A 22,880-nucleotide genomic window follows, 5' to 3' on the forward strand; every position below is an offset into this window, starting at 1 on the left:
TCCTATTCGAGAATTTCGAGGATCGGCGATTCCAATAGCCTGCCGGTGGCGACATCGGCAATGCCGCGATCGGTCTGGTGCGGGCCGGGATTGCAGGCAAGCGTCGCCCCGAAACAGGCCTTGAACACCAGATACGGCGGTTGCCAGTCGACAAGCTGGTCCATGACGGCGCGGATGTTTCGAAAACCTTCGGCAACCTCCGCCATCGGCGCTTCGGAGACAAGGCCGGAAAGCGGCAGCGGCAACAGGACTTCGAGCTTGCCGCCGGTTGCAACCGCCATGCCGCCGCCGGCTTCGATCACCGCATTGGCGGCCGCAGCCATGTCGGCCGGATCGGACCCGAAGACGGTGAGGTTATGGCTGTCATGGGCGAGCGTGGTGGCGAAAGCGCCCCTCCACGTGCCCCAGCCCGTGAGGAACCCAAGACGGGTGCGGCTGTCGGCACGGCCGTGGCGGTGGGTCACGGCGATCAGCGTCGTGCCTTCCGGGGGTACCACGTAACCATCGACGACATCCGCATCCGTCTGCCCCCAGTTCGTGAAGCGCGGACGATCAATCGTCGCAAGCCTGACTTTGCGGCCCTCGGCGGGCAGCTTGAAATCCTCCGCCTGAAGCGGCTTGAGCTTGACCGAGCCCTGCAGGAGAGAGGGATCGGTCGCATGGAGCCCGACCGTCATGACGCCATCCCGCGCAATCCGCGTGCCGCTGGCGAAAACATGCCGGGCGCGGAAATCTGTGAGGTCCTCGAAGAGCACGATATCGGCCCGCCGGCCGGCGGCGATCAGGCCGAGGTCGGGACGGCCGATGCGAACCGACGCATTGAGCGTCGCCGCCTGCAGCGCCCATTCCGGTTTCATCCCGTAGCGCACCAGCCGGCGCACCACGTCGTCGAGACCGCCGCCCTGGACGAGATCGTCCGGAAACACGTCGTCGGTGCAGAGCGTCACCGTCTGCGGCAGGCGCCCGAGCGCGTTGAGCGCCTCGACGAATTCCGGCAGCAGGTGATCGTGCGAACCGCGCATCTCGATGGTCAGGCCCGCCCGCAGCTTCGCCATCAGGTCGGCGGCGGAGACGAGTTCATGATCGGAGGTGATACCCGACGCCATGAAGGCCGCGAGATCCGGGCCGACAAGACTGCGGGCATGGCCGCAGACCAGCTTTTCAGACACCAAAGCCGCCTGCACGATGGCGCTCATGCGCGGATCGCGGTCGATGACGCCGCGCATGTTCATGACTTCCGCAAGCCCACCGATCTTCGGCCAGAACAGCATTTCCTCGATCGTCGCCGCGTCGAAATCGGCCCCGGCCATTTCGAGGCCGGGCGCGGAAGGCACACAGGACGGCGCGAGCACCACGGCGCGCAGTGGCAGCGGTTTTACCGCCTCCAGCGCCCAGGCGACACCTTCGGTCCCATGCACATTGCCGAATTCATGCGGATCCCAGACGATGGTCGTCACTCCGCGCGGCAGCACGGCGCCGGCATAGGTCGCCGGCGTCACCATCGAGCTTTCGATATGCATATGCGTGTCGATCAGGCCGGGCGAGATGAACGCGCCCGTCGCGTCGATGATCTCGGCGGCATCCGAGCGGGAACCGGCCTCGTGGACACTGGCAATCACCGGTCCGACGATTCCTATATCGGCTGGGCGCAGCTCGCCCGTTACCATATCGACCAGCGTGCCGCCCGATATCAGGATGTCGAATGGCGCATCGCCGCGCGCGGCGGTGACGGCACGGTCACGCAAGCCCGGTTCGGTGAATTCCTGTACGCTTGAGATGATGTTCTTCACCAGCTCGCCTCCGCATGCAATGTCTCGAGAATGATCGCCTTCGCCTTCTCGACGTCAATCTCGACGCCATAGGCCGCATTGAATTCGCCCCGGCCGGCGCGTGTCTCGATGACGGTGCGGCCCCGCGTCAGCGTACCGGAAAGTTCGATGTCGAGGCGTGCTTCGCGCCAGGTGACGTGTTCGGGAAAGGCGAAGGCGACGGCCGCCACCGCATCGTAGAGCGCCATGGCCGGACGGCCGCGGCTGGTGGCGATCGCCACGAACCCGGCAAGCAGATCGGCGACCAGTTCCGCATTGCGTCCGCCGGCGGCCCGGATCGGTGCAACGTCTTCAGGCGCGCAGAGCACCTTGCGACAGAGATCGAGATCAACCATCCGCAACGGGATCTTGTGGGCAAGCACGATCGCCAGCGCTTCCGGATCGGCAAAGGCGTTGAACTCGGCGGATGCCGTGTGGTTGCCCGCGGTGACCCCGCCACCCATCCAGGTGAGATCGGTGATTTTTGCCGCAAGATCCGGCCGGGCGAGCGCCACCGCAGCGATATTGGTAAGCGGCCCGAGCGCCATGATGCGGCGCTCGCCCGCTTCTTCCTCGCCATCACCCCTGCCTTTTTCCAGCCAGGCGCAGAGCGCTTCGAATGCGTCGGTATGGAACGTATCCGGAGCTTCCGGCAGGGCGAGGCCTGCGGTCGGGATACCCGTCTTGCCGAGAATGCCGGTCGCAGTCTCCAGCCTGGCCAGCACCGGCGCGGCGCGGCCGACATGCACCGGAAACGGCCAGACGAAAGCGGCGGCTGCGCTCGCTGCATTGCGGCGGACATGCTCAATCGGCGCGTTTCCATAGATCAGCGAAACGCCATCGATGCCCAGCCCCGCATGCGCCGCGACCATGATCGCGGCGATGTCGTCAAACCCCATGTCGGTGTCGATCCAGATACCCATGTCAGCCGCTCCTTACACGAACCGCGACAGCGGTGCGGCCTTTTCGGCCGGCAGGTCGAAGGAAAGGCCGGCGCCCAGCGCATGCGCCGGCTGGCCCGCCTCAACCTCGGCCTTGATCGGGCCGAGCGGAGTATCCAGCAGATATTCCCTGCTGTCGCCGGCAAAGGATGTACCGCGCACGGTGCCCTGGAAAGGACCTGTCCCCAGGGTCACCATACGCGGCCGCCAGGCAAGACCCGCCGCTGAACGGGTCTTGCCCGAGAGATCGACGAGACCTGCGCTGGTCTTCATCTTTCCGTTTTCGAGCGGGAAAATGTTTTCGAACCCGACGAAGTCCGCAACGAAGGACGATGTCGGGCGGTTGTAGATGTCTTCCGGCGAACCGATCTGCTCTATCTTACCGCTCTTCATGACCACAATGCGGTCGGCGAGCGCCAAAGCTTCGGCCTGGTCGTGGGTGACGAAGATCATCGTCACGCCGGTCTCCTTCTGGACGCGCTGCAGTTCGGTGCGCATGTCCAGCCGCAGCCGGGCATCGAGATTGGAGAGCGGCTCGTCGAGCAGCAGAACTTTCGGCTCCATCACCATCGACCGGGCAAGTGCGACGCGCTGCTGCTGGCCGCCGGAAAGCTCGGCCGGCTTGCGGTTGGCGAAATTGGAAAGGCCGACGGATTTCAGGCCGGACTGGACCTTGGCATCGAGCTCGGTGCCGCGCATGCCCTTGAGCTTCAGCCCGAAGGCGACATTCTCGTAGACCGAAAGATGCGGGAAGAGCGCATAGGACTGGAACATCAGGCCGACCGCGCGCTTGTTGGCGGGCACGCGGGTGATGTCGGCGCCGTCGAGGCGGACATGGCCGCTTTTGACCGCCAGCAGGCCGGCGATGGCGCGCATCGTCGTCGTCTTGCCGCAGCCGGAGGGGCCGAGCAGCGCGATCAGCTCGCCCTTCTTGATGTTGAGATCGAGGTTCGCGACGGCGACGGAATCGCCATAGGCGAGCGTCAGCTTTTCGAGAGAGAGATAGGACGCGTCAGACATAGCGGGAGAACCCCAGGAAACGTTCGGCGATGAAGACGATGCCGATGGAAAGGAAGGCGAGCAGCGAGGAAAGCGCTGCGACGGAGGGATCGAAGACGATTTCCATATAGGCGATCATATCGACCGGCAGGGTGCGCACGCCCGGCCCCGACAGGAACAACGACACCGGTACCTGATTGAAGCTGGTGACGAAGCCGAGGATGAAGGCCGACATGATGCCGCCGCGGATATTCGGCATCACCACCCGAAAGAAGGCGCCTGTTCGCGACGAGCCGAGCAGAACCGCCGCCTCCTCGATATCGGAGCGCAGGTTGTCGAGGCTGGCCGACACGACCCGCACCGCATAGGGCAGCACCAGCGCCGTATGGGCGAGGAACAGCGCCAGCGTGATGCCGACCTGGAAGGGCACGACGATATACCGCAGCAGCGCCAGGCCGACGATGATGCCCGGCACGATGATCGGCGCGGAAACGACGGTGCGCACGATTTCCGCACCCGGCAGCTTGTAGCGAGACAGCGCATAGGAGGCCGGGATGCCCAGAACCAGCGCGGCGGCCGTGCCGCCGACCGCGAGGAACAGCGACATGCCGAACGAGGCGCGGAAACTCTCGACCGTGAACACTTTCGCGATCCAGCGCAGCGAAAAGCCCTGCGGCGGGAAGGCGAGCGTCTCGCCGGCCGAAAACGAGGCGGCGACGATGATCAGGAACGGCCCGATCAGGAAGGCGATCACCAGCAAGAGCGTGATCGGGATGAAGAGGCTGCGCGCCGTCATTGCGGGCTCCTCTGCTTGTTGCGTGCCGTGGCGACGCGTTTCAGGAGAATGTTGGCGGCAAAGCTCATGACGATCAGGATGAAGGCGATGACGCTTGCGGCGACGAAATTGTTGGAGACCGAAACCTGCTGGTAGAGCAGTGTTTCCAGCATCAGCACCTTGGAGCCGCCGAGGATCGCGGGGGTGATATAGGCGGTGAGCGATCCGGTGAACACCAGCGTGCCGCCGATCACGAGGCCCTCCTTGGTCAGCGGCAGCACCACTTTCCAGAACACCTGGAACCAGTTGGCGCCGAGCACGCGGGCCGCCGGTATCGCATCCTTCGGCATGTTTTCGAGCGCCGAGATCAGCGAAATGATCATCAGCGGCAGGAAGAGCTGCAACAGGCCGATGAAGATCGCCGTCTCGGAGAACAGGATGCGCAGCGGCGCTTCGGTGATGCCGAGCGCCTGGAAAGCCTGATTGACGATGCCGGTCCGGCCAAGGATGACGATCCAGGCATAGGTGCGGGCGACCGGCGAGATCATCAGCGGCAGCACGACGAGGCCGGTCACCTTGCCCTTGGCGCCGGGTTCCAGGCTGACGATCGCGAACGCCGCGGCATAACCGATCACGGCCGAAGTGATTGTGACCAGCGCCCCGAGCCTGAGCGTGCGCAGGAAAACGGCCTGATTCAGCGAGTTGGAGAAGAAGTCCGTATAGGCGGAAATCGTCCAGCCGCCGGCCGGCGCGCGAAATCCATCCGACAGCAGGATCACGACAGGCACGAGAAACACCGCCGCCGCGAAGATCGCGGCCGGCAGCGCAAGCGCCAGCGCTTCAGCCCTGTTCTGGAACATTGGTGGTCTTCTCCTGCGCCGTCCGTCCGGACGGCTTTGGTCTTGGCGAGATGCCCCTCATCCGCCCTGCCGGGCACCTTCTCCCCGTCAAAACGGGGAGAAGGACACGAGCGGCGGGCGCTCAGGCCCACCGTTCCTCAGACGAAGAAAGGGCGGGCCGAAACGGGGCGGCATATCCCTTCTCCCCGCGAGCGGGGAGAAGGTGGCGGCAGCCGGATGAGGGGCAGGCCGCAGATGGAAAGGCTTACTGCCCCACCTTCTCGTTCCAGGTCTTGAGCCAGCCGGCGCGGTTGTCGAGGGCGACGGCGGACGGGATCAGCTTCAGGCTCTTTGCGGTCTCCTCGCCATAGGTGAGGTTGTTGGCGATCGCGTCGGAGAGCTTGACGTCCTTGTTGGCCGGGCTGTCGATCAGCTTTTCGGCGAGCTTGGTCTGTACTTCGGTGGACAGCCAGTAGTCCATGAACTGCAGCGCCAGCTCCTTGTTCTTGGAGCCCTTGGTGAGGATCATGACGTTCATGCCACCCGTCTGGCCTTCCTTCGGCGTGGCCCAGGCGATCGGGAAGCCGAGCTTGGTGAAGGGAGCCCAGGTAAAGCGGCCAATCGGCGCTGCCCAGATTTCCTCCTGCTGCATCAGCTGCACGAGCTGCGAGGACTTTTCATAGAACGTGACGAGCTCGCCCTTCTTGGCGCCGACCGCCTCGATCGGAGCCTTGAGGTCAGCCGTGTCCTTGGCGAGGGCAAGGCCGAGCATGTAGAGCGCCGGCGGGCCCTGGTTGGTGGTGACGTTCGGCCACGCGACATGGCTTGCATATTCCGGCTTCAGCAGATCCGCCCAGCTTTCGATTTTCATCTTGTCGGAGCGATAGGCGATCGAGGTGGCATAGAACGTGTAACCGACGCTCATGCCGTCCTTGTTCGGGTCCTTGGCAATGTCATAGAGCTTGCCGAAATTGGTGAGCTTCGACGTATCGACCTTGTCGATCAGGCCGGCACGCGAGGCGGCCAGCGCATCGGCCATCGAGACGACGGCCATGTCGACCACCGGGTTGGCCTTGTTGGCTTCCATCTTGGCGAGGCGCTCGACGCTGTTGCCGGTCTCGACGACCAGCTTGCAGCCGCAGATCTTCTCGAAGGGTTCGTAGACGATCTGCTTGTATTCGTCCTGGGCGAGCGCATAGACGGAAATCGTCAGCGTCTTCTGCTGGGCGAGCGCCGGGGTTTGTGCGGCACCCATGGTAAACATCACGGCGGCGCCGGATGCGAGAATGACCTTGTTCATGATTTGAGTTCTCCTGCTGTCGGCTTGTGTGGGGTTCTGACGTCTGACTTGGCATGTAAATTCGCAGCGCCCGTTGACTGGCGCACGACGAGCTGCATCGGGACCCGATCGGTCTCGGAGGTCACCTTGCCCGCAAGAACCTCGTTCTCTTCGCCCTCGGATTCGATGGCACGCATCAGCGCCGCGATCGCAAGATCAGCGATCGTCGCCATGTCCATGCGCACGGTGGTGAGTGCCGGAGTAACCACCGGCGACCAGATGAGGTCGTCGAAACCGGTGACGCTGACCATTTCCGGCACGCCGATGCCGGCGCGCTGCAGTTCCGTCAGCGCCCGAAGCGCCGAAAGATCGGAGACCGCCGCAAAAGCCGTGAAACCGGCCGATGCCTTGTCCGCGAGACCGAGCGGGCAGCCTTCGCCCGAAACCGCTTCGACCTTCTCGATCCACATCGTCTCGCATTCGGCGTCCGGGCCGAGACCCGCCTTCAGCCCGCCGACCCGGTCGTTCTGCACGTTCGAGGATACGCTGGTGCCGATCAGCAGGACCTTGGTATGGCCGAGTGCCGCGAGATGCCGGCCCATCTGCGCGCCGCCTTCCCAGTGATCGGCCGAAACCGTATTGCCGGGGGTGGAGGGCGTATCGATGACGGCCACCGGACAGCCGACATCGGCAATCCGCGTGCCGCGCCGGGGAACGATGACCATGCCATCGACGCCGCGTTCCAGCAGCCGGCCGATCGCCTCCGTCTGCGCCGCGATGTCGCCGCGGGAGTCGGCGATCAGCACGCCGTATCCTGCGTTCGAGGCGGCGTTCTCGATCGCCTGGGCGATCTGCGGGAAGAGCGGATTGGCGATATCAGGCAGCACGAGACCGAGCACGCCGGTGCGGCCGGTGCGCAGCGCCCGGGCGGTCAGGCTCGGCACGTAACCGAGTTCGCTCGCCTTGGCCCGCACCCTCTCGATAAGCTCCGGAGACACGCGCCCCTTGCCGGAAAGCGCATTCGACACGGTCGCAGCCGACACGCCAAGGGCGGCGGCGATTGCGCTCATGTTGGAGCCGGGACGGGGTGAAGCCATTGGCAGTCTCTGATTAAACGTTTAAGCATGCATACTTTGATCAAAAGGCTTTGTCGAGTCGTTTGTAATTACCGGCCGACCAATATCCCCACATCCTGCCTTGACTCTTTCCCTTCGACCAGTGGAAATCCTTGAGCGATCATGAGGGAAGAGCGATGCGGGACAACGAGATCACCGGGCTTTCGGCGACGGCCCTTTCGGAGGCGATCCATGACGGCCGGGCCTCCTGCACCGAGGTGATGACAGCCTATCTCGACCGGATCGACAGGCTCAATCCGGCGATCAACGCGATCGTCAGCCTGCGCAGCCGGCGCGAGCTTCTGGCCGAGGCGGCCGAATGCGACGCCGAGCTTGCTTCAGGCAAATCGCGCGGCTGGATGCATGGAATGCCGATCGCCATCAAGGATCTCTGCGAGGTAAAGGGCATCCGCTGCACCTACGGCTCGCCGATCTTCGCCGACTTCGTACCCGACAAGGACGAGGTGATGGTCGAGCGCATCCGCGCGGCCGGCGCGATCATCATCGGCAAGACCAATACGCCGGAACAGGGGCTCGGCTCACAAAGCTACAACCCGGTGCATGGCGTCACCAGAAACCCCTACGACCTCACAAAGACCGTCGGCGGATCGAGCGGCGGCGCGGCGGCGGCGCTTTCGGCGCATCTCCTGCCGGTCGCCGATGGCGGTGACCAGATGGGCTCGCTGCGCAACCCCGCCGCCTTCAACAATGTCGTCGGTTTCCGCCCAAGCTTCGGCCGCGTCCCCTCCTCCCTGAAGCCCGAGAACTTCCTTGGCCAGCTTTCCGTGCTCGGACCGATGGGCCGCACGGTGCGCGATGTCGCCGCCCTGCTTTCGACGCAGGCCGGCTACGATCCGCGCGATCCGCTGTCGCTGCCGACCGAGGACCTGACGCCAAAGGAAGGCCGCGATTTTTCCGGCGCCCGCATCGCCTGGCTCGGCGATCTCGGCGGTTACCTGCCCTTCGAACCCGGCGTGTTGGAACTCTGCCGCTCGACGCTGCCGGTCTTCGAAAAAATCGGCTGCAGAATAGAAAATCTCGTGCCTGACTTCGAAATGACGGATGTCTGGCGCTCCTGGACGACGCTCAGGAGCTGGCTCACCGCCAGCGGCATGCGCGACAATTACGACGATCCGGCCAAGCGCGCCCAGATGAAGCCGGAAATCATCTGGGAGATCGAGCGCGGGCTCGACATGAGCGCCCGCGAGGTTCATTTCGCCTCCAAACGCCGCAGCGCCTGGTATCAGTATCTGCTGACGGTGTTCGACCGTTACGACTACCTGATCCTGCCCGCCGCCCAGGTTTTCCCCTTCGATGCTGAAACCCATTGGCCGAAAGAGATCGGCGGGCGGACGATGGATACCTATCACCGCTGGATGGAAGTCGTCATCCCCGCCTCGATGGCCGGCCTGCCGGTCGCCGCCATGCCCGCCGGTTTCGGCGAAAACGGCCTGCCCGCCGGCATCCAGATCATCGGCCGGCCAAGGGCGGACAAGGCGGTGCTGGAGATCGCGCTGGATTACGAGGAGGCGACTGATTGGCTGGATATAGGGCCGAAGCTTTAGGCGAGACAGCCCGGCATTCCTAACCCTCCCCCTTGTGGGGGTCCGGAGGACGGGACGGGGCAAGCGACCCGTCCCCGGTTGGTGGCCGGCAGGCGGGAGGGGTTTTCCAAGGAAGATCCCCTCCCCAACCCCTCCCCACAAGGGGGAGGGGCTTAACCTGCAGCTCCGCCCTACCACCCGACGACGTCCACATTCTCCCGATACCGCCCGACCTCCTCCAGCAGCCATGCCCGGAATGCCGCTACCGGCCGGAAATCCCTCTTGGTCACAGGCGCGACGGCATAATAGGCGCTGGGGCTCGTCACCTGATGCGGGAAGGCCTCGACGATCTGGCCGCTCGCCAGTTCAGAGTCGATCAGGAACAGCGGCATCAGCGCGACACCCAGGCCGGCGATACAGGCCTGCGCGACGCTGCCGAACTGCTCGAACCGCATGCCCTGTGACGGCGTGCCGGTGATGCCTAGGCTCTCGAACCAGTGGTTCCAGGCCCCCGGCCGGGAGGCCATGTGCAGCAGCGGCAGGCGCAACAGGTCTTCGCCCTTTTTGATCGAATGGCTGGCAAGGAATGCCGGGGATGAGACCGGCGCTACCATCTCCTCCATCAGGAAGGTGCATTCCGCCCCCGGCCAGTCCGGCCCCTTTTCACCCATAGGCCCAATATGGATCGCCATGTCGATGCCGTCGCGGTCGAAATCGAAGACCCCGATGCGGGTTGCGAAATTCAGCGTGATCTCCGGGTGCCGGGCGACGAATTGCGGGATGCGCGGCATCAGCCAGCGGGTGCCGAAGGTTGGCAGGATCGCGAGGTTCAACTGGTCGCTATGCCGTTTGGTCATGACCTGCAATGAGGCGGAGCGGATCTGCGACAGCGCGTTCGCCACGACTTTGGCGTATTCCGCCCCCGCGGCTGTGAGGCTGACGCCGCGGCTGGTGCGGTCGAAAAGCTGGATTCCCAGTTGCTCCTCCAGCCCCGAAACTTGTCGGCTGATTGCCCCTTGCGTCAGCGACAGCTCTTCGGCGGCCCCTGAGAAACTGCCGAGCCTGGCGACGGAATCGAAGGCCGCGAGCGCGGAGGTGGAGGGTAGCAGTTTTCGCGAAAGGCTGACCATCGCCTATTACTATAGATCATGGCCGGATGAGTAAACGGTGCTTGCTCTCGGGCGCCGGGTGGCGATAATTCTTCAAACTTCAAATTGGCCGCCTTTAAACCGGAGGAATGACCCGTGGCTTTTTCCTGGAACGATCCCTTTCTTCTCGAAGAGCAACTGACCGAAGAGGAGCGGATGATCCGCGATGCGGCGGCCGCCTTCGCCAAGTCCGAACTCGCGCCGCGCGTCAACGAAGCCTATCTCGACGAGACCACCGACAAGGGCCTCTTCAAGCTGATGGGCCAGACCGGCCTGCTCGGCGTGACCCTGCCGGAAGAATACGGCGCGGCCAACGCCTCCTACGTCGCCTACGGCCTCGTCGCCCGCGAGATCGAACGTATCGACTCGGGTTACCGCTCGATGATGAGCGTGCAGTCGTCGCTGGTCATCTATCCGATCTTTGCCTACGGCTCCGACGAGCAGAAGAAGAAGTATCTCCCCGGCCTCGTTTCCGGCGAACTGATCGGCTGTTTCGGCCTGACCGAGCCGGATGCCGGCTCCGATCCGGGCGGCATGAAGACCCGCGCCGAAAAAATCGAGGGCGGTTATCGCCTGCGCGGCTCGAAAATGTGGATTTCCAATGCGCCGATCGCCGATGTTTTCGTCGTCTGGGCGAAGTCGGAAGCCCATAACAACGAGATCCGCGGCTTCGTGCTCGAAAAGGGCATGAAGGGCCTGTCGGCGCCTAAGATCGGCGGCAAGCTGTCGCTGCGCGCCTCGATCACCGGCGAGATCGTCATGGACAGCGTCGAAGTCGGCGAGGATGCGATCCTGCCGAACGTTTCGGGCCTCAAGGGTCCCTTCGGCTGCCTCAACCGCGCCCGTTACGGCATTTCCTGGGGTGTCATGGGTGCCGCCGAAGACTGCTGGTTCCGCGCCCGCCAATACGGCCTCGACAGAAAGCAGTTCGGCAAGCCGCTCGCCGGCATGCAGCTCTACCAGAAGAAGCTTGCCGACATGCAGACCGAAATCACCCTCGGCCTGCAGGCTTCGCTCCGTGTCGGCCAGCTGATGGACCAGCACAAGATGGCCCCGGAAATGATCTCGATCGTCAAGCGCAACAATTGCGGGAAGGCGCTCGACATCGCCCGCCAGGCCCGCGACATGCACGGCGGCAACGGCATCCAGATCGAGTATCACGTCATGCGCCATTCGCAGAACCTCGAAACGGTCAACACCTACGAGGGCACGCACGACGTCCACGCGCTGATTTTGGGCCGCGCCCAGACGGGCATCCAGGCGTTCTTCTGAGAAGAGCGGATGGCCTCTTCGGCAAATCGGCCCGGTCGCTTCCAGCGCGCCGGGCCTTCTTATTCCCGCGTTTCAGCCAGACAGCGATCACGGGGTCAGGCGGTCGCGCCCAGGGTGACGAGAGTTTCATCCAGCTGCCCGAACTGTTCGGGCATCGCGCCTTCCATGCCGGCACAGGATTCGTCGCACGCCTCCTTGGAAGGATAGAGTTCGCTCAGCACAAGCAGCGTCTTGCCATCCTCTTCCTCGAATGTGACCGTGGTGACGGAGCCGTTTTCGCTTTCGTCATTGGTCCAGACGAGGCGCGAGGGTGGCGACACTTCGAGATATTTACCGAAGAAGGTCATGGAGTTATCGGCGTCACGTCCGAACGTGACGCTATAGCCGCCGCCGGTGCGAGCATCCATCTCGCAGGCAAGAAGCGGCACGCCGCTGGATTTCGGCGCCCACCATTGCTTGAACAATTCGGGCCTGGTCCACGCATCGAATACGGAGCGAACCGGGGCATTGAAGCTGCGCGTCACGATCAACTCGCGCTCGGACCTCCGCTCAACCACCGTTCGACCGTCACTCACACTGCTGCCCATCGATTTTCTCCTTCCCTTTCAAAACATCGACGACTTCGTCCAGCGTCGAAGCGCGGCTTCCTGATCTTGCGGCCCTCGATCCAGGCCGCGTCTTCCGCCGGCTGAGATGGCCAGCCGGCAATCAATCCAGCTTTGGGGGATGTCTCCCTAACCCCGCCGGGCGGCCTCGATCGCCGCGACGTCGATCTTCTTCATGGTCATCATCGCATCGAAGGCACGTTTCGCCTCGCCGCCGCCGACGGCCAGGGCTTCCAGGAGAACACGAGGCGTGATCTGCCAGGAAATGCCCCACTTGTCCTTGCACCAGCCGCATTCGCTTTCCTGACCGCCATTGCCGACGATGGCATTCCAGTACCGATCGGTTTCCTCCTGGTCTTCGGTCGAGATCTGGAAGGAAAAGGCTTCGTTGTGCTTGAAGACCGGGCCGCCGTTCAACCCGACGCAGGCAACACCCGCGACCCTGAATTCCACGACGAGCACGTCTCCCTGCTTGCCGTCCGGATAATCGCCGGGCGCGCGGATTATCGCGCCGACGGCGCTATCCGGAAAAATCCCGGCATAGAAGCGGGCGGCCTCTTCGGCATCCTTGTCGTACCATACGCAGATCGTATTCTTTGCCATTGCAGCTCTCCTTTTCAATCCTGACGACGAGGCCGTCGGTCACGGCCACTCCTTAATGACGTACCTGCGTTCGGCGATCCGACATCCGGTCGAAAGAATCTCGAATTCCCTCACACCCCACGCCGTTTTTCGTCATTGGCGAAATTTCCGCCTTCGGTGTATCAGTGAAACGGGTTCCCCTCACGGGGGGCTGGGCAGGGATGGAAAAAGGTCGTTTCGAAGAATGCACGCCATGGAGAATACGGCGGAAGGTGCCGGTGGCGGCTTCAATGTCGGCGAGCGTCTTTGTCTGGTGCGCAAGCAGCACGGGCTGTCGCAGCGGGCGTTGGCGGTCAAGGCGGGCGTCACCCATTCCCTCGTCTCGTTGATCGAGAAGAACAAGGTAAGCCCTTCGGTCGCCTCGCTGAAGAAGATCCTCGAAGCAATCAACTATCCGCTGACCGATTTCTTCGCGCTGACGCTGCCGCCGGTCGACCAGGTATTCTACCGCGCCGATGAACTGACGCCGCTTTCGACCGGCGCCTTGACGCTGCTGCAGGTCGGCGACGCCAAATCCCACAGCGTCCAGATCTTCCACGAGTTCTACGAGCCTGGCGCCGATACCGGCGAAACCATGCTGCAGCACGAGGCCGAGGAAGGCGGAGTGGTGGTCGCCGGCGAACTGGAACTGACCGTCGGCAGCCAGACGCGCATCCTGAAGAGAGGCGATGCCTTCCTCTTCGACAGCCGCCAGCCGCACCGATATCGCAATGTCGGAACAGAGCGCTGCGAGGTGGTAAGTGCCTGCACGCCACCCTATCTCTAGGAAGAGCGTAGCCCAGATTTCATCCCGCGCCCTATGAATGTCGCCATATGAACGTTGATTGTTCCTGTCAATTATTTTAGGTCACAGACCCACATCCCGCTCCTTCTCCCAAGCCTTAAAACGGCGTTTCCAGCCTTGAAACGAAAGTGGACACCATGCACAGCTATCCCGACGTCAAGCTTTTCATCAACGGCGAATGGCGCGATGCCATCGGCGGCGAAACCATCGACGTTTCCGATCCCGCGACGGAAGAAGTGATCGGGAAGATCGCCCATGCCCGCAAGGCCGACCTGGACCTGGCGCTGGAAGCCGCCGAAAAGGGCTTCAGGATCTGGCGCGACACCTCGCCCTTCGACCGCTCCAAGCTGATGCGCAAGGCTGCCGACCTGCTGCGTCAGCGCGTCGACCAGATCGCCTATTACATGACCCGCGAACAGGGCAAGCCGCTCGCCCAGTCGAAGATGGAAGTCATGGGCGCCGCCGATACGATCGACTGGTTCGCCGAAGAAGCCCGCCGCACCTACGGCCAGATCATCCCGGCCCGCATGAGCGGCGTTTCGCAGATGGCGATCAAGCTGCCGGTCGGCCCGGTCGCCGCCTTCACGCCCTGGAATTTCCCGCTCAACCAGGTGGTCCGCAAGCTCTCCGCAGCCGTTGCGACCGGTTGCTCGATCATCGTCAAGGCGCCTGAGGAAACCCCTGCCTCGCCGGCCGAACTGATCCGCGCCTTCATCGATGCCGGCGTGCCGGCGGGCGTCATCAACCTCGTTTACGGCATTCCGGCCGAGATTTCCGAATATCTGATCCCGCATCCGGTCATCCGCAAGATCTCGTTCACCGGCTCCACCCCGATCGGCAAGCATCTCGCGGCGCTGGCCGGCAAGCACATGAAGCGCGCCACGATGGAACTCGGCGGCCACGCGCCGGTGATGATCTTCGACGACGCCGATCTCGAAAAGGCGATCGAAGTCACCGCCATGTCGAAATTCCGCAATGCCGGCCAGGTCTGCGTCGCCCCGACCCGCTTCCTCGTACAGGACGGCATCGCCGACAAATTCACCGCCGGTTTCGTCAAGGCGGCACAGGCGATCAAGGTCGGCAACGGCCTGGAAGACGGCGTCGGCATGGGTCCGCTCGCCAACGAGCGCCGCATCCCGGCGATGGAAGCGCTGATCCAGGACGCCCTCACCCATGGCGGCGAGCTGAAGACCGGCGGCCACCGGATCGGCAACAAGGGCCACTTCTTCGAGCCGACCGTTCTCGCCGAGGTCCCGACCTCGGCCAATATCATGAACGAAGAGCCCTTCGGCCCGGTCGCGATCATCAACCGCTTCTCGCATTACGACGATGCGATCGCGGAGGCCAACCGCCTGCCCTTCGGCCTCGCCTCCTACGCCTTCACCGGCTCGGTGAGGACCGCCCATGCGCTCAGCCGCCAGGTGGAAGCCGGCATGCTGACCATCAACCACAACGGCCTTGCGCTTCCGGAAGTACCGTTCGGCGGCATCAAGGACTCGGGCTACGGCACGGAAGGCGGCTCGGAAGCCACCGAAGCCTATCTCGAAACCCGTTTCGTCAGCCAGATGAGCTGATCCGGCAGTTTCGAAACGAGTTCTCGACGCCGGTCGGTGCTGACGCATCGGCCGGCGTTTCCTTTTGCGCTTGCCCGTGTCATTCGAGTCAAATACCAAAACAAAGAGTGAACATCGGATGACGCACCATGGCCGAGACTGAAGCAGCACCGCTCTTGAAAGAGATCTTCAACCGCGATCGCCTCCGGCATTTTGCGGCAGAGACCAGGGCCGTCCATCCCGGCTTCGATGAGGAGCGCTTTCTAACGCTCGCCTCCATCGGCCTTGACGATCTCAGCATCATGCAGCGGCTGCGGCAGATCGCGGCCGTCTATCACGAGGTACTGCCCGGCGGTTTTGCGACGAACCTCGAAATCCTCCGGGCGCTCGCCCCGCGCATCAATCACGGTTTCGCTTCCATGGTCCTGCCGGAATACGTGGCGCTCCACGGCCATGACCATTTCGACCTGTCGATGGATGCCCTTGCGTTCTTCACCCGCTTTGGCTCATCGGAATTCGCCATTCGGCATTTCCTGTTGAAGGACCTCTCCCGCACGCTGAAGGTCATGGAGACGTGGTCCCTCGATGAGAACGAGCACGTTCGCCGGCTTTCGAGCGAAGGCTGCCGGCCGCGCCTGCCCTGGTCGTTCCAGCTGAGGGAGCTGATATCGGACCCCTCGCCCGTCGCGCCTATCCTCGATAACCTGAGGAGCGACCCGAGCCTCTACGTGCGCAAATCGGTGGCAAACCATCTGAACGACATCACCAAGGACCACCCGGCCTGGGTGTTCGACAGGATCTCCGACTGGCCGAAGGACGACCCGCGCACGGCCTGGATCATGAAACAGGCGCTGCGCACGCTGATCAAGAAAGGCGATGCCAAAGCGCTGCACCACTTTGGCGCCGGCGAGAAGGCCGCGGTGAAGATCGACAGTTTCACGGTGACACCGTCGTCGCTGAAACTTGGCGGCGCGGTTAAGATATCGGCCAGGCTCGTATCGATCGCATCGGCGCCTCAGAAGCTCGTCATCGACTATGCCGTTCATTACGTGAAGAAGGGCGGCGGCACGTCGAAGAAGGTATTCAAGTGGAAAGAGGTCACGCTCGGCGGCGGGGAGACGGCTGAACTTTCGATCAGCCGCGCCATCCGCGACTTCACCACCCGTGTGCACTATGCGGGCCGGCACCCGGTCGAACTGATCGTCAACGGCGAGGTGCTTGCGGAAAATGCGTTTGATCTGAGCGCCTAGAGCGCAAACACCTTAGCCCTGCGCAATGTCACAAAACCACCCTCGCCCGCCTTCACCGCCCGCTCCGGCTCGACGTCGAATTCCAGCTGATCGCCGGTCTCGGTGGTCGCCAGTACCCGCCGTCCGTCCGGGCGGTCGAGAACACGAGCGATGCTGGCCGGAATGCCCGGGCCCTGCGCGGACCAGTCGAGATCGGCGGGACGGGCATAGAGCTCCGCCTTGCCGTCCGCCATGCCGAAAACATCGATCGTAGCGCCGCTCGCGTAAGCCTTGCCGTCGCGGACTTCCGCCGCAAGCACGTTGGCGTCGCCGAGGAACTTCATCACGAAGGCGGATTGCGGGTTGCGGCAGACTTCTTCCGCCGTGCCCTGCTGGATGATGTGGCCATCCTTGAGAATGACGACGCGATCGGCGAGATCCAGCGCCTCCTCCTGGTCGTGAGTGACGAAGATCGTGGTGATGCCGAGCTCGCGGTGGATCTCGCGCAACCAGCGGCGCAGGTCATGGCGCACATTGGCGTCGAGGGCGCCGAACGGCTCGTCGAGCAGCAGCACCTTGGGATCGACCGACAGCGCCCGGGCGAGCGCCACGCGCTGCCGCTGGCCGCCGGAAATCTGTGCCGGAAACCGATCGCCCAGACCTTCGAGGCGCACGAGCCGCAGCAGCTCTGCGACGCGCGCCTCGATGGCCGCCTTCTCGCGCTTCACCCGGGAGACCTTCATGCCGAAGGCGATGTTCTCGGCAACCGTCATGTGCGGAAACAGTGCGTAGTGCTGGAAGACGAACCCGACGCCGCGGTCGCGTACCGGGATGTCCGTCGCGTCCTGGTCGCCGAAATAGATGTGGCCGCCATCGGCATATTCGAGGCCGGCGACCATGCGCAGGATGGTCGTCTTGCCGGAACCGGAAGGACCGAGCAGCGCGACCAGTTCGCCGCTTTCGATCGTGAGCGAGACGTCCCGCACGGCGCGAAAGGTCTCGAAGGTTTTGACGACGTTTTCGAGGCGGATTTTCATTGGGTTTTCTCGGCGGGATTGGTGACCAGGGCTGGGCGACGAACCCGGCCCGCCCCCTGGCGCTCCAGTGTCACCTTGGCGATGATGGTGAAGACGGCGATGAGCGCCAGGATGGAGGCGGCGGCAAAGGCGCCGGTCGCCTGATAGTCATGATAGAGCAGCTCGATATGCAACGGCAGCGTATTGGTCTGGCCACGGATATTGCCCGAGACGACCGAGACGGCGCCGAACTCGCCCATCACGCGCGCGTTGCAGAGGACGACGCCATAGAGCAGCGCCCATTTGACGTTCGGCAGCGTGACCGAGAAGAAGGTGCGCCAGCCGGACGCGCCGAGCGAGGTGGCGGCTTCCTCGAGATCGCGGCCCTGCGCCTGCATCAGCGGGATCAGCTCGCGGGCGACGAAAGGCGCGGTCACGAACATCGACGCGAGGATGATGCCGGGGATCGCGAACAGGATCTTGATCCCGTATTCATCCAGCATCGGACCAAAAATGCCCTGCAGGCCGTAGACGAAGAGATAGGCGACACCCGCGACGATCGGCGAGACCGAGAACGGGATCTCGATGACGACCAGCAGGAACCGCCTGCCCGGGAAATCGAATTTGGTGATCGACCAGGCGGCTGCGACACCGAAGGCGGCGTTGACCGGAACGGCGACGATCGCCGCAAACACCGTGAGCCCGATCGCATGCAGTGTATCCGGGTGAATGATCGTATCGCGATAGACAGCCCAGCCCTTTGAAAAGGCCTCGACGCCGATGACCACCAGCGGCGCAACGACCAGCAAGGCGACGATCAACAGGACGATGCCGATCAGCATCCGGCGGAAGAGCGGCTGGTCGCCGACGCGCGGCGGCTTTCTGCCTGTACGGGTCGCGCCCATGGTCACCCCCTCACCGTGTAGCGAAGCGCCCGCGACTGCATCCAGTTGGTGAGCGCGAGCATGACGAAGGCCGCGATCAGCAGCACCGAGGCGATGGCGGCGGCGGCCTGGTAGTCGTATTCCTCCAGCCGGATGAAGACGAGAAGTGCGGTGATCTCCGTCGACATCGGCTGGTTGCCGGCGATGAAGATGATCGCGCCGAACTCACCCAGCGAGCGGGCGAAGGACAGCGACACGCCGGCGAGCAGCGCAGGCGTCAGAAGCGGCAGGATGACCTTGCGGAAAATCTGCCAGTCCGAGCCGCCGAGTGACTGCGCCGCCTCTTCCAGCGCCGGATCGAGATCTTCCAGCACCGGCTGCACGGTGCGCACGATGAACGGCAACGAGGTGAAGCACATCGCGATCATGATGCCGAGCGGCGTATAGGCAACCTTGACACCGAGATCGGCGAGGATCGAGCCGAACCAGCCGTTGGTGGTGAAAAGCGCAGTCAGGGCGATGCCGGCCACCGCCGTCGGCAGCGCGAAGGGCAGATCGACCATGGCATCGACGATCCGCCAGCCCGGGAACCGATAACGCGTCAGCACCCAGGCGAGCGCCAGGCCGAAGAACAGGTTGAAGACCGTGGCGCCGAGCGCCGAAAGCACGGTGACGCGGTAGCTCGCGAGAGCCCGGGACGACGAGACGATCCGCCAGTAATCCTCGGGGCCGAGGCTTGCGGCCTTGAAGACCAGAGCTGCCAGCGGCAGGACCACGATCAGCCCGACATAGAACAGCGTCACCCCCAGCGACAGGCGTAACCCGGGCAGGACATTGCGTCTCAAGCGGTCGTTTCCTCTTTGCACGGCAAAGCCCGGCGAACTTTCCTTCGCCGGGCAAGGCTTGGTTGAAGTCCAGGCTGCGCTTAGCGGCTGCCGTACAGCTTGTCGAGAGTGCCGCCAGAGGCGAAGTGTTCCTTCTGGATCTTGTCCCAGCCGCCGAAGACGTCATCGACCTTGACGAGGCGGATCGCCGGGAACTGGTCCTTGACCTCGGCGGCGACCTTTTCGTTCTGGACGCGATGGCCGAACTGGGCAGCGATCCGCTGGCCTTCTTCCGTGTAGAGGAAGTCGAGATAGGACTTCGCGAGGGCTTCCGTGCCGTGTTTCTTGGCAACCTTTTCGACCACCGCAACCGGGAACTCGGCGAGCAGGCTGACCGACGGGATGACGCTCTGGACCTTGTCGGCGCCGTACTGCTTGACGATGCCGCGGGTCTCGGCCTCGAAGGTGATCAGCACGTCGCCGGTTTCGCGCTCGACGAAGGTGGTGGTGGAGGCGCGGCCGCCGGTATCGAAGACCGGCACGTTGTCGAAGATCTTGGTGATATAGGCGTCGATCTTCTCCTGGTCGTCCTTATAGGCTTCCTTGGCCCAGGCGTAGGCGGCGAGATAGGTGTAGCGGGCGTTGCCCGAGGTCTTCGGGTTGGGGAAAACGGCGTGCACATCCGCACGAGCGAGATCACCCCAATCCTTGATGTTCTTCGGATTGCCGGCGCGCACCAGGAAAGACGGGAAGGAATAGAAGGGCGAGGCGTTGTTCGGGAATGCCTTTGTCCAGTCCTTGGCAACGAAGCCTTGTCTGGCGAGGAAATCGATGTCCGTCGACTGGTTGAAGGTCACCACGTCTGCTTCGAGACCCTCGGCGATTGAACGGGCCTGCTTCGAGGTGCCGGCATGCGACTGGTCAATGCTGACGCCCGGATGGCTCTTGATGAAGGCTTCGTTCTCGGCGACGAACAGTTCGCGCGATACGTCGTAGGAGGCGTTGAGCAGCTTCGTCGGCGACTGGGCCAGCGCGGGCTGAACAAAAAGCGCAACAAGTGCGGTGCCGAGGATCAGGAGGCGGTTCATGCAAGTCTCCGGTGTTGGAACGTGCCGGTGAAACTACCGGTACGTCCAGCAAACCGCGAGGAACCGCGGACCCTGCTTTATGAGGGCCTTAGAAATTTTGACCCTTTTCCGCCATATTTGGCGGAGCTTTTCGCTCAAACGCCAGAGAGGCGCCCCCATCGAAGGAGGAGGCGCCATCTAAGCTAAGGCAACTCGATTACGGATACCTCACGCAACGCTGCGCGCCGGTTCCATCTCATGGATGGCCTTGGTGATTTCCGAACGGAACTCCGGCGTATCCTGATGACCGTGTACGGTAATGGCGTGCAGTATCGCGGCGTTGACGAGTTCGTCCATATTGTCGGCCGAGATGGCTACGGTGCATTTCATCTCGCTCGGAAACTCACGGCAATCGATAAATTTGCGTCCCATGCTGACCTCCATCCCAAGTCCCGGCATGGATCTGCCAGGAACGCACGGATTTTACTCTCTTTGCCGGGAGGAAACATACGCCAAAGGGTCTATCCACGCCGCTTCCACGACTGCGCGCGCGTCTCAACCGTTCCTGCCCGCCTTCTCCCGGAGCATCTGGATGATGGCTGAGAAATCGTCCGCGCCGTGCCCCGTTCTTTCGAACTCTGCATAAAGTTCGGCCGCGTGGGCACCGAGCGGCGTGGCCGCACCGGACTGTTTCGCGGCCTCCTGGGACAACGCCAGGTCCTTCAGCATCAGCGCTGCAGCAAAGCCCGGCTTGTAGTCGTTGTTCGCCGGCGAGGTGGGCACCGGACCCGGCACCGGGCAATAGGTGGTGAGCGACCAGCACTGGCCTGACGAGGTGGCGGCGACGTCGAACAGCGCCTGATGCGAAAGGCCGAGTTTTTCCGCCAGGCCGAATGCCTCGCAGACGCCGATCATCGAGATGCCCAATATCATGTTGTTGCAGATTTTTGCAGCCTGGCCGGCGCCGGCGTCGCCGCAATGGACGATCTTCTTTCCCATCGCCTCGAGGATAGGCTTGCCCAAGGCGAATGCCTGTTCCGCCCCCCCGACCATGAACGTGAGCGTGCCGGCCGCCGCCCCGCCGGTGCCGCCGGAGACGGGTGCATCGAGCGAGATGCAGTTCATCACATCCGCCAGTTCGTGGGCCTTGCGGGCGCTTTCCACGTCGATGGTCGAGCAGTCGATGACCAGAGTACCCTCAGGGATGAGCGTGGTGAGATCGGTCCACACTGCGATGACGTGCCCACCCTTCGGCAACATGGTGATGACGCATTCCGCATCGCGCACCGCCTCCGCCAGCGCGACGGACGCCTTCACGCCCGTCTCGGCGGCTGCCTTCACCGACGCTTCCGACAGGTCGAAGCCGCGCACCTCATGACCGGCTTTCACAAGGTTGGCGGCCATCGGCCCGCCCATGTTGCCGAGCCCCACGAAAGCGATCCTGGTCATGTCTTCCTCCCGTCCTTCTTGTCTTAAAGTCTGTGATCTGGAAACAGCACCGGATGCCGCGCGGCGAAATAGCGGTCGAGATCCGTATCCCCGACCTCCTCCAGCGTCGCCGGAGACCATTTCGGATTGCGGTCCTTGTCGATGATCGCGGCGCGCACGCCCTCGTAGAAATCGTGGTTGCGCAGGATTTCGGCGCCGGCCGTGAATTCCCGCTCCAGGCATTCGACGAGGCTCGAACTTTCGCGGCCGCGCCTGATGAGCCGAAGCGCGAGCTTGAGGCTGGTCGGCGAGCGCCTGGCGATGATGTCGCGCGTCCTGATGGAGAATTCATCATCCTCTCTATTCAGGGCTTCCACAACCTCCTCGACCGTATCGAAGCGAAAAACCCTGTCGATCAGGGCGCGATGGGCTTCGAGCTGGCTTTCGCCCGGCAGAACGGCGAAACGATCGATCACCGCCCTCACCTGCTCGTCGGACGCGCCGCCTTTCAGTTCCCCCAGCGCCTCGACAAGAGACCCAAGCCGTTCCGAGGGAACGTTCACGTCGGCAAGACCGGCGTAGATGGCATCGGCCGCGCCGATCACCTCGCCCGTCAGCCCCACCCATGTGCCGGTCTCGCCGGGCGCGCGGGGAAGCAGCCAGGTGACGCCGACATCCGGGACGTAGCCGATGCCGGTCTCAGGCATCGCAAGCCGGGTACGTTCCGTGACGATCCGGTGTTTTCCGTGCGAGGCGACGCCGACGCCGCCGCCCATGACGATACCGTCCATCAGCGCCACATACGGCTTTTCGTAGCGGGAGATCATGTAGTTGACGGGGAACTCCTCGCGCCAGAACCGCGTGACGTCAGGATCGTCCGACTTGCCGCTCTCGTAGATGACCCGGATATCCCCTCCGGCGCAAAGACCGCGCTCCCCCTCGCCTTTCAGGATGACACAGGAGATTTCCGGATCCCGCGCGAATTGCTCCAGCGCCGTTTTCATCGCCCGCACCATGGCGAAGTTCAGGCTGTTGAGCGCCCTCGGCCGGTTGAGCCTGATGACAGCGGCCGAACCTATACGGTCGGTAAGGACTTCGTCGCTCTGGGCAAGTGTGTCGGACATATGT

At 63.4% G+C, this 22,880-nt stretch carries 22 protein-coding genes; 5 read left to right on the forward strand and 17 right to left on the reverse strand.

Features of this window, described 5'->3' with window-relative positions; all coding sequences use genetic code 11:
• Positions 1-2 precede the first annotated feature (2 nt).
• The 7 genes from ACSQ8R_RS15265 to ACSQ8R_RS15295 all read right to left on the reverse strand — a co-directional run bounded on the left by ACSQ8R_RS15265 (position 3) and on the right by ACSQ8R_RS15295 (position 7,738).
• Positions 3-1,790 carry an adenine deaminase gene (locus tag ACSQ8R_RS15265; protein ID WP_436254152.1) on the reverse strand — a complete coding sequence of 596 codons (1,788 nt, stop codon included), beginning with the start codon at positions 1,788-1,790 and terminating at the stop codon, positions 3-5.
• Entirely contained in the window at positions 1,787-2,731 is a 945-nt protein-coding gene (locus ACSQ8R_RS15270; RefSeq protein WP_436254153.1) for a nucleoside hydrolase, read from the reverse strand. The genes ACSQ8R_RS15265 and ACSQ8R_RS15270 overlap by 4 nt, the downstream gene beginning before the upstream one ends.
• A gap of 12 nt (positions 2,732-2,743) precedes the next feature.
• On the reverse strand, positions 2,744-3,769 hold the full coding sequence (locus ACSQ8R_RS15275) for an ABC transporter ATP-binding protein (RefSeq protein WP_436254154.1): 1,026 nt from the start codon (positions 3,767-3,769) through the stop codon (positions 2,744-2,746).
• Positions 3,762-4,544: an ABC transporter permease gene (locus tag ACSQ8R_RS15280; RefSeq protein WP_436254155.1), complete on the reverse strand. Its 783-nt coding sequence runs from the start codon at positions 4,542-4,544 to the stop codon at positions 3,762-3,764. Before ACSQ8R_RS15280 ends, ACSQ8R_RS15275 begins: the two co-directional genes overlap by 8 nt.
• Positions 4,541-5,383 carry an ABC transporter permease gene (locus ACSQ8R_RS15285; protein ID WP_436254156.1) on the reverse strand — a complete coding sequence of 281 codons (843 nt, stop codon included), beginning with the start codon at positions 5,381-5,383 and terminating at the stop codon, positions 4,541-4,543. The genes ACSQ8R_RS15280 and ACSQ8R_RS15285 overlap by 4 nt, the downstream gene beginning before the upstream one ends.
• Positions 5,384-5,627: 244 nt before the next feature.
• Positions 5,628-6,662, reverse strand: coding sequence for an ABC transporter substrate-binding protein (locus ACSQ8R_RS15290; protein WP_436254157.1), 1,035 nt, complete (start codon positions 6,660-6,662; stop codon positions 5,628-5,630).
• Entirely contained in the window at positions 6,659-7,738 is a 1,080-nt protein-coding gene (locus ACSQ8R_RS15295; RefSeq protein ID WP_436254158.1) for a LacI family DNA-binding transcriptional regulator, read from the reverse strand. The genes ACSQ8R_RS15290 and ACSQ8R_RS15295 overlap by 4 nt, the downstream gene beginning before the upstream one ends.
• 155 nt (positions 7,739-7,893) lie before the next feature.
• On the opposite strand from ACSQ8R_RS15295, the gene ACSQ8R_RS15300 reads away from it, so the two are divergent.
• Positions 7,894-9,321, forward strand: a complete 1,428-nt coding sequence (locus ACSQ8R_RS15300) for an amidase (RefSeq protein ID WP_436254159.1) — start codon at positions 7,894-7,896, stop codon at positions 9,319-9,321.
• Between the two features lie 170 nt (positions 9,322-9,491).
• Here the strand turns inward: ACSQ8R_RS15300 and ACSQ8R_RS15305 are convergent, their stop codons facing one another.
• Positions 9,492-10,430: a LysR family transcriptional regulator gene (locus ACSQ8R_RS15305; protein WP_436254160.1), complete on the reverse strand. Its 939-nt coding sequence runs from the start codon at positions 10,428-10,430 to the stop codon at positions 9,492-9,494.
• A gap of 114 nt (positions 10,431-10,544) precedes the next feature.
• On the opposite strand from ACSQ8R_RS15305, the gene ACSQ8R_RS15310 reads away from it, so the two are divergent.
• A complete protein-coding gene (locus ACSQ8R_RS15310; RefSeq protein ID WP_436254161.1) occupies positions 10,545-11,720 on the forward strand; it encodes an acyl-CoA dehydrogenase in 1,176 nt (391 codons plus the stop codon).
• Between the two features lie 95 nt (positions 11,721-11,815).
• Here the strand turns inward: ACSQ8R_RS15310 and ACSQ8R_RS15315 are convergent, their stop codons facing one another.
• Both ACSQ8R_RS15315 and ACSQ8R_RS15320 read right to left on the reverse strand, forming a co-directional pair.
• On the reverse strand, positions 11,816-12,307 hold the full coding sequence (locus ACSQ8R_RS15315) for an SRPBCC family protein (RefSeq protein WP_436254162.1): 492 nt from the start codon (positions 12,305-12,307) through the stop codon (positions 11,816-11,818).
• Between the two features lie 147 nt (positions 12,308-12,454).
• Positions 12,455-12,928 carry a VOC family protein gene (locus tag ACSQ8R_RS15320; protein WP_436254163.1) on the reverse strand — a complete coding sequence of 158 codons (474 nt, stop codon included), beginning with the start codon at positions 12,926-12,928 and terminating at the stop codon, positions 12,455-12,457.
• A gap of 223 nt (positions 12,929-13,151) precedes the next feature.
• On the opposite strand from ACSQ8R_RS15320, the gene ACSQ8R_RS15325 reads away from it, so the two are divergent.
• The 3 genes from ACSQ8R_RS15325 (at position 13,152) to ACSQ8R_RS15335 (ending at position 16,554) form a co-directional block, all read left to right on the forward strand.
• On the forward strand, positions 13,152-13,733 hold the full coding sequence (locus tag ACSQ8R_RS15325) for a cupin domain-containing protein (RefSeq protein ID WP_436254164.1): 582 nt from the start codon (positions 13,152-13,154) through the stop codon (positions 13,731-13,733).
• 155 nt (positions 13,734-13,888) lie between these two features.
• Positions 13,889-15,325: an NAD-dependent succinate-semialdehyde dehydrogenase gene (locus ACSQ8R_RS15330; RefSeq protein ID WP_436254165.1), complete on the forward strand. Its 1,437-nt coding sequence runs from the start codon at positions 13,889-13,891 to the stop codon at positions 15,323-15,325.
• A 128-nt stretch (positions 15,326-15,453) separates the two neighbouring features.
• Entirely contained in the window at positions 15,454-16,554 is a 1,101-nt protein-coding gene (locus ACSQ8R_RS15335; RefSeq protein ID WP_436254166.1) for a DNA alkylation repair protein, read from the forward strand.
• Here ACSQ8R_RS15335 and ACSQ8R_RS15340 read toward each other — a convergent pair.
• The 7 genes from ACSQ8R_RS15340 to ACSQ8R_RS15370 all read right to left on the reverse strand — a co-directional run bounded on the left by ACSQ8R_RS15340 (position 16,551) and on the right by ACSQ8R_RS15370 (position 22,876).
• The gene (locus ACSQ8R_RS15340; RefSeq protein WP_436254167.1) at positions 16,551-17,570 is read right to left on the reverse strand and encodes a sulfate/molybdate ABC transporter ATP-binding protein; all 1,020 of its coding nucleotides are present in this window, start codon (positions 17,568-17,570) and stop codon (positions 16,551-16,553) included. The genes ACSQ8R_RS15335 and ACSQ8R_RS15340 overlap by 4 nt on opposite strands.
• A complete protein-coding gene (gene cysW / locus ACSQ8R_RS15345; protein ID WP_436254168.1) occupies positions 17,567-18,454 on the reverse strand; it encodes a sulfate ABC transporter permease subunit CysW in 888 nt (295 codons plus the stop codon). Before cysW ends, ACSQ8R_RS15340 begins: the two co-directional genes overlap by 4 nt.
• Positions 18,455-18,456: 2 nt before the next feature.
• A complete protein-coding gene (gene cysT, locus ACSQ8R_RS15350) occupies positions 18,457-19,278 on the reverse strand; it encodes a sulfate ABC transporter permease subunit CysT (RefSeq protein WP_436254169.1) in 822 nt (273 codons plus the stop codon).
• An 80-nt stretch (positions 19,279-19,358) separates the two neighbouring features.
• Entirely contained in the window at positions 19,359-20,345 is a 987-nt protein-coding gene (cysP, locus tag ACSQ8R_RS15355) for a thiosulfate ABC transporter substrate-binding protein CysP (protein ID WP_436254170.1), read from the reverse strand.
• A gap of 207 nt (positions 20,346-20,552) precedes the next feature.
• Positions 20,553-20,756, reverse strand: a complete 204-nt coding sequence (locus ACSQ8R_RS15360; protein WP_436254171.1) for a DUF1059 domain-containing protein — start codon at positions 20,754-20,756, stop codon at positions 20,553-20,555.
• A gap of 123 nt (positions 20,757-20,879) precedes the next feature.
• On the reverse strand, positions 20,880-21,773 hold the full coding sequence (gene mmsB / locus ACSQ8R_RS15365) for a 3-hydroxyisobutyrate dehydrogenase (RefSeq protein WP_436254172.1): 894 nt from the start codon (positions 21,771-21,773) through the stop codon (positions 20,880-20,882).
• Positions 21,774-21,796: 23 nt separating this feature from the next.
• Entirely contained in the window at positions 21,797-22,876 is a 1,080-nt protein-coding gene (locus ACSQ8R_RS15370; RefSeq protein WP_436254173.1) for an enoyl-CoA hydratase/isomerase family protein, read from the reverse strand.
• Positions 22,877-22,880: the final 4 nt, after the last annotated feature.

Source organism: Neorhizobium sp. LjRoot104, assembly GCF_964253725.1.
Taxonomy (GTDB): Bacteria; Pseudomonadota; Alphaproteobacteria; order Rhizobiales; family Rhizobiaceae; genus Neorhizobium.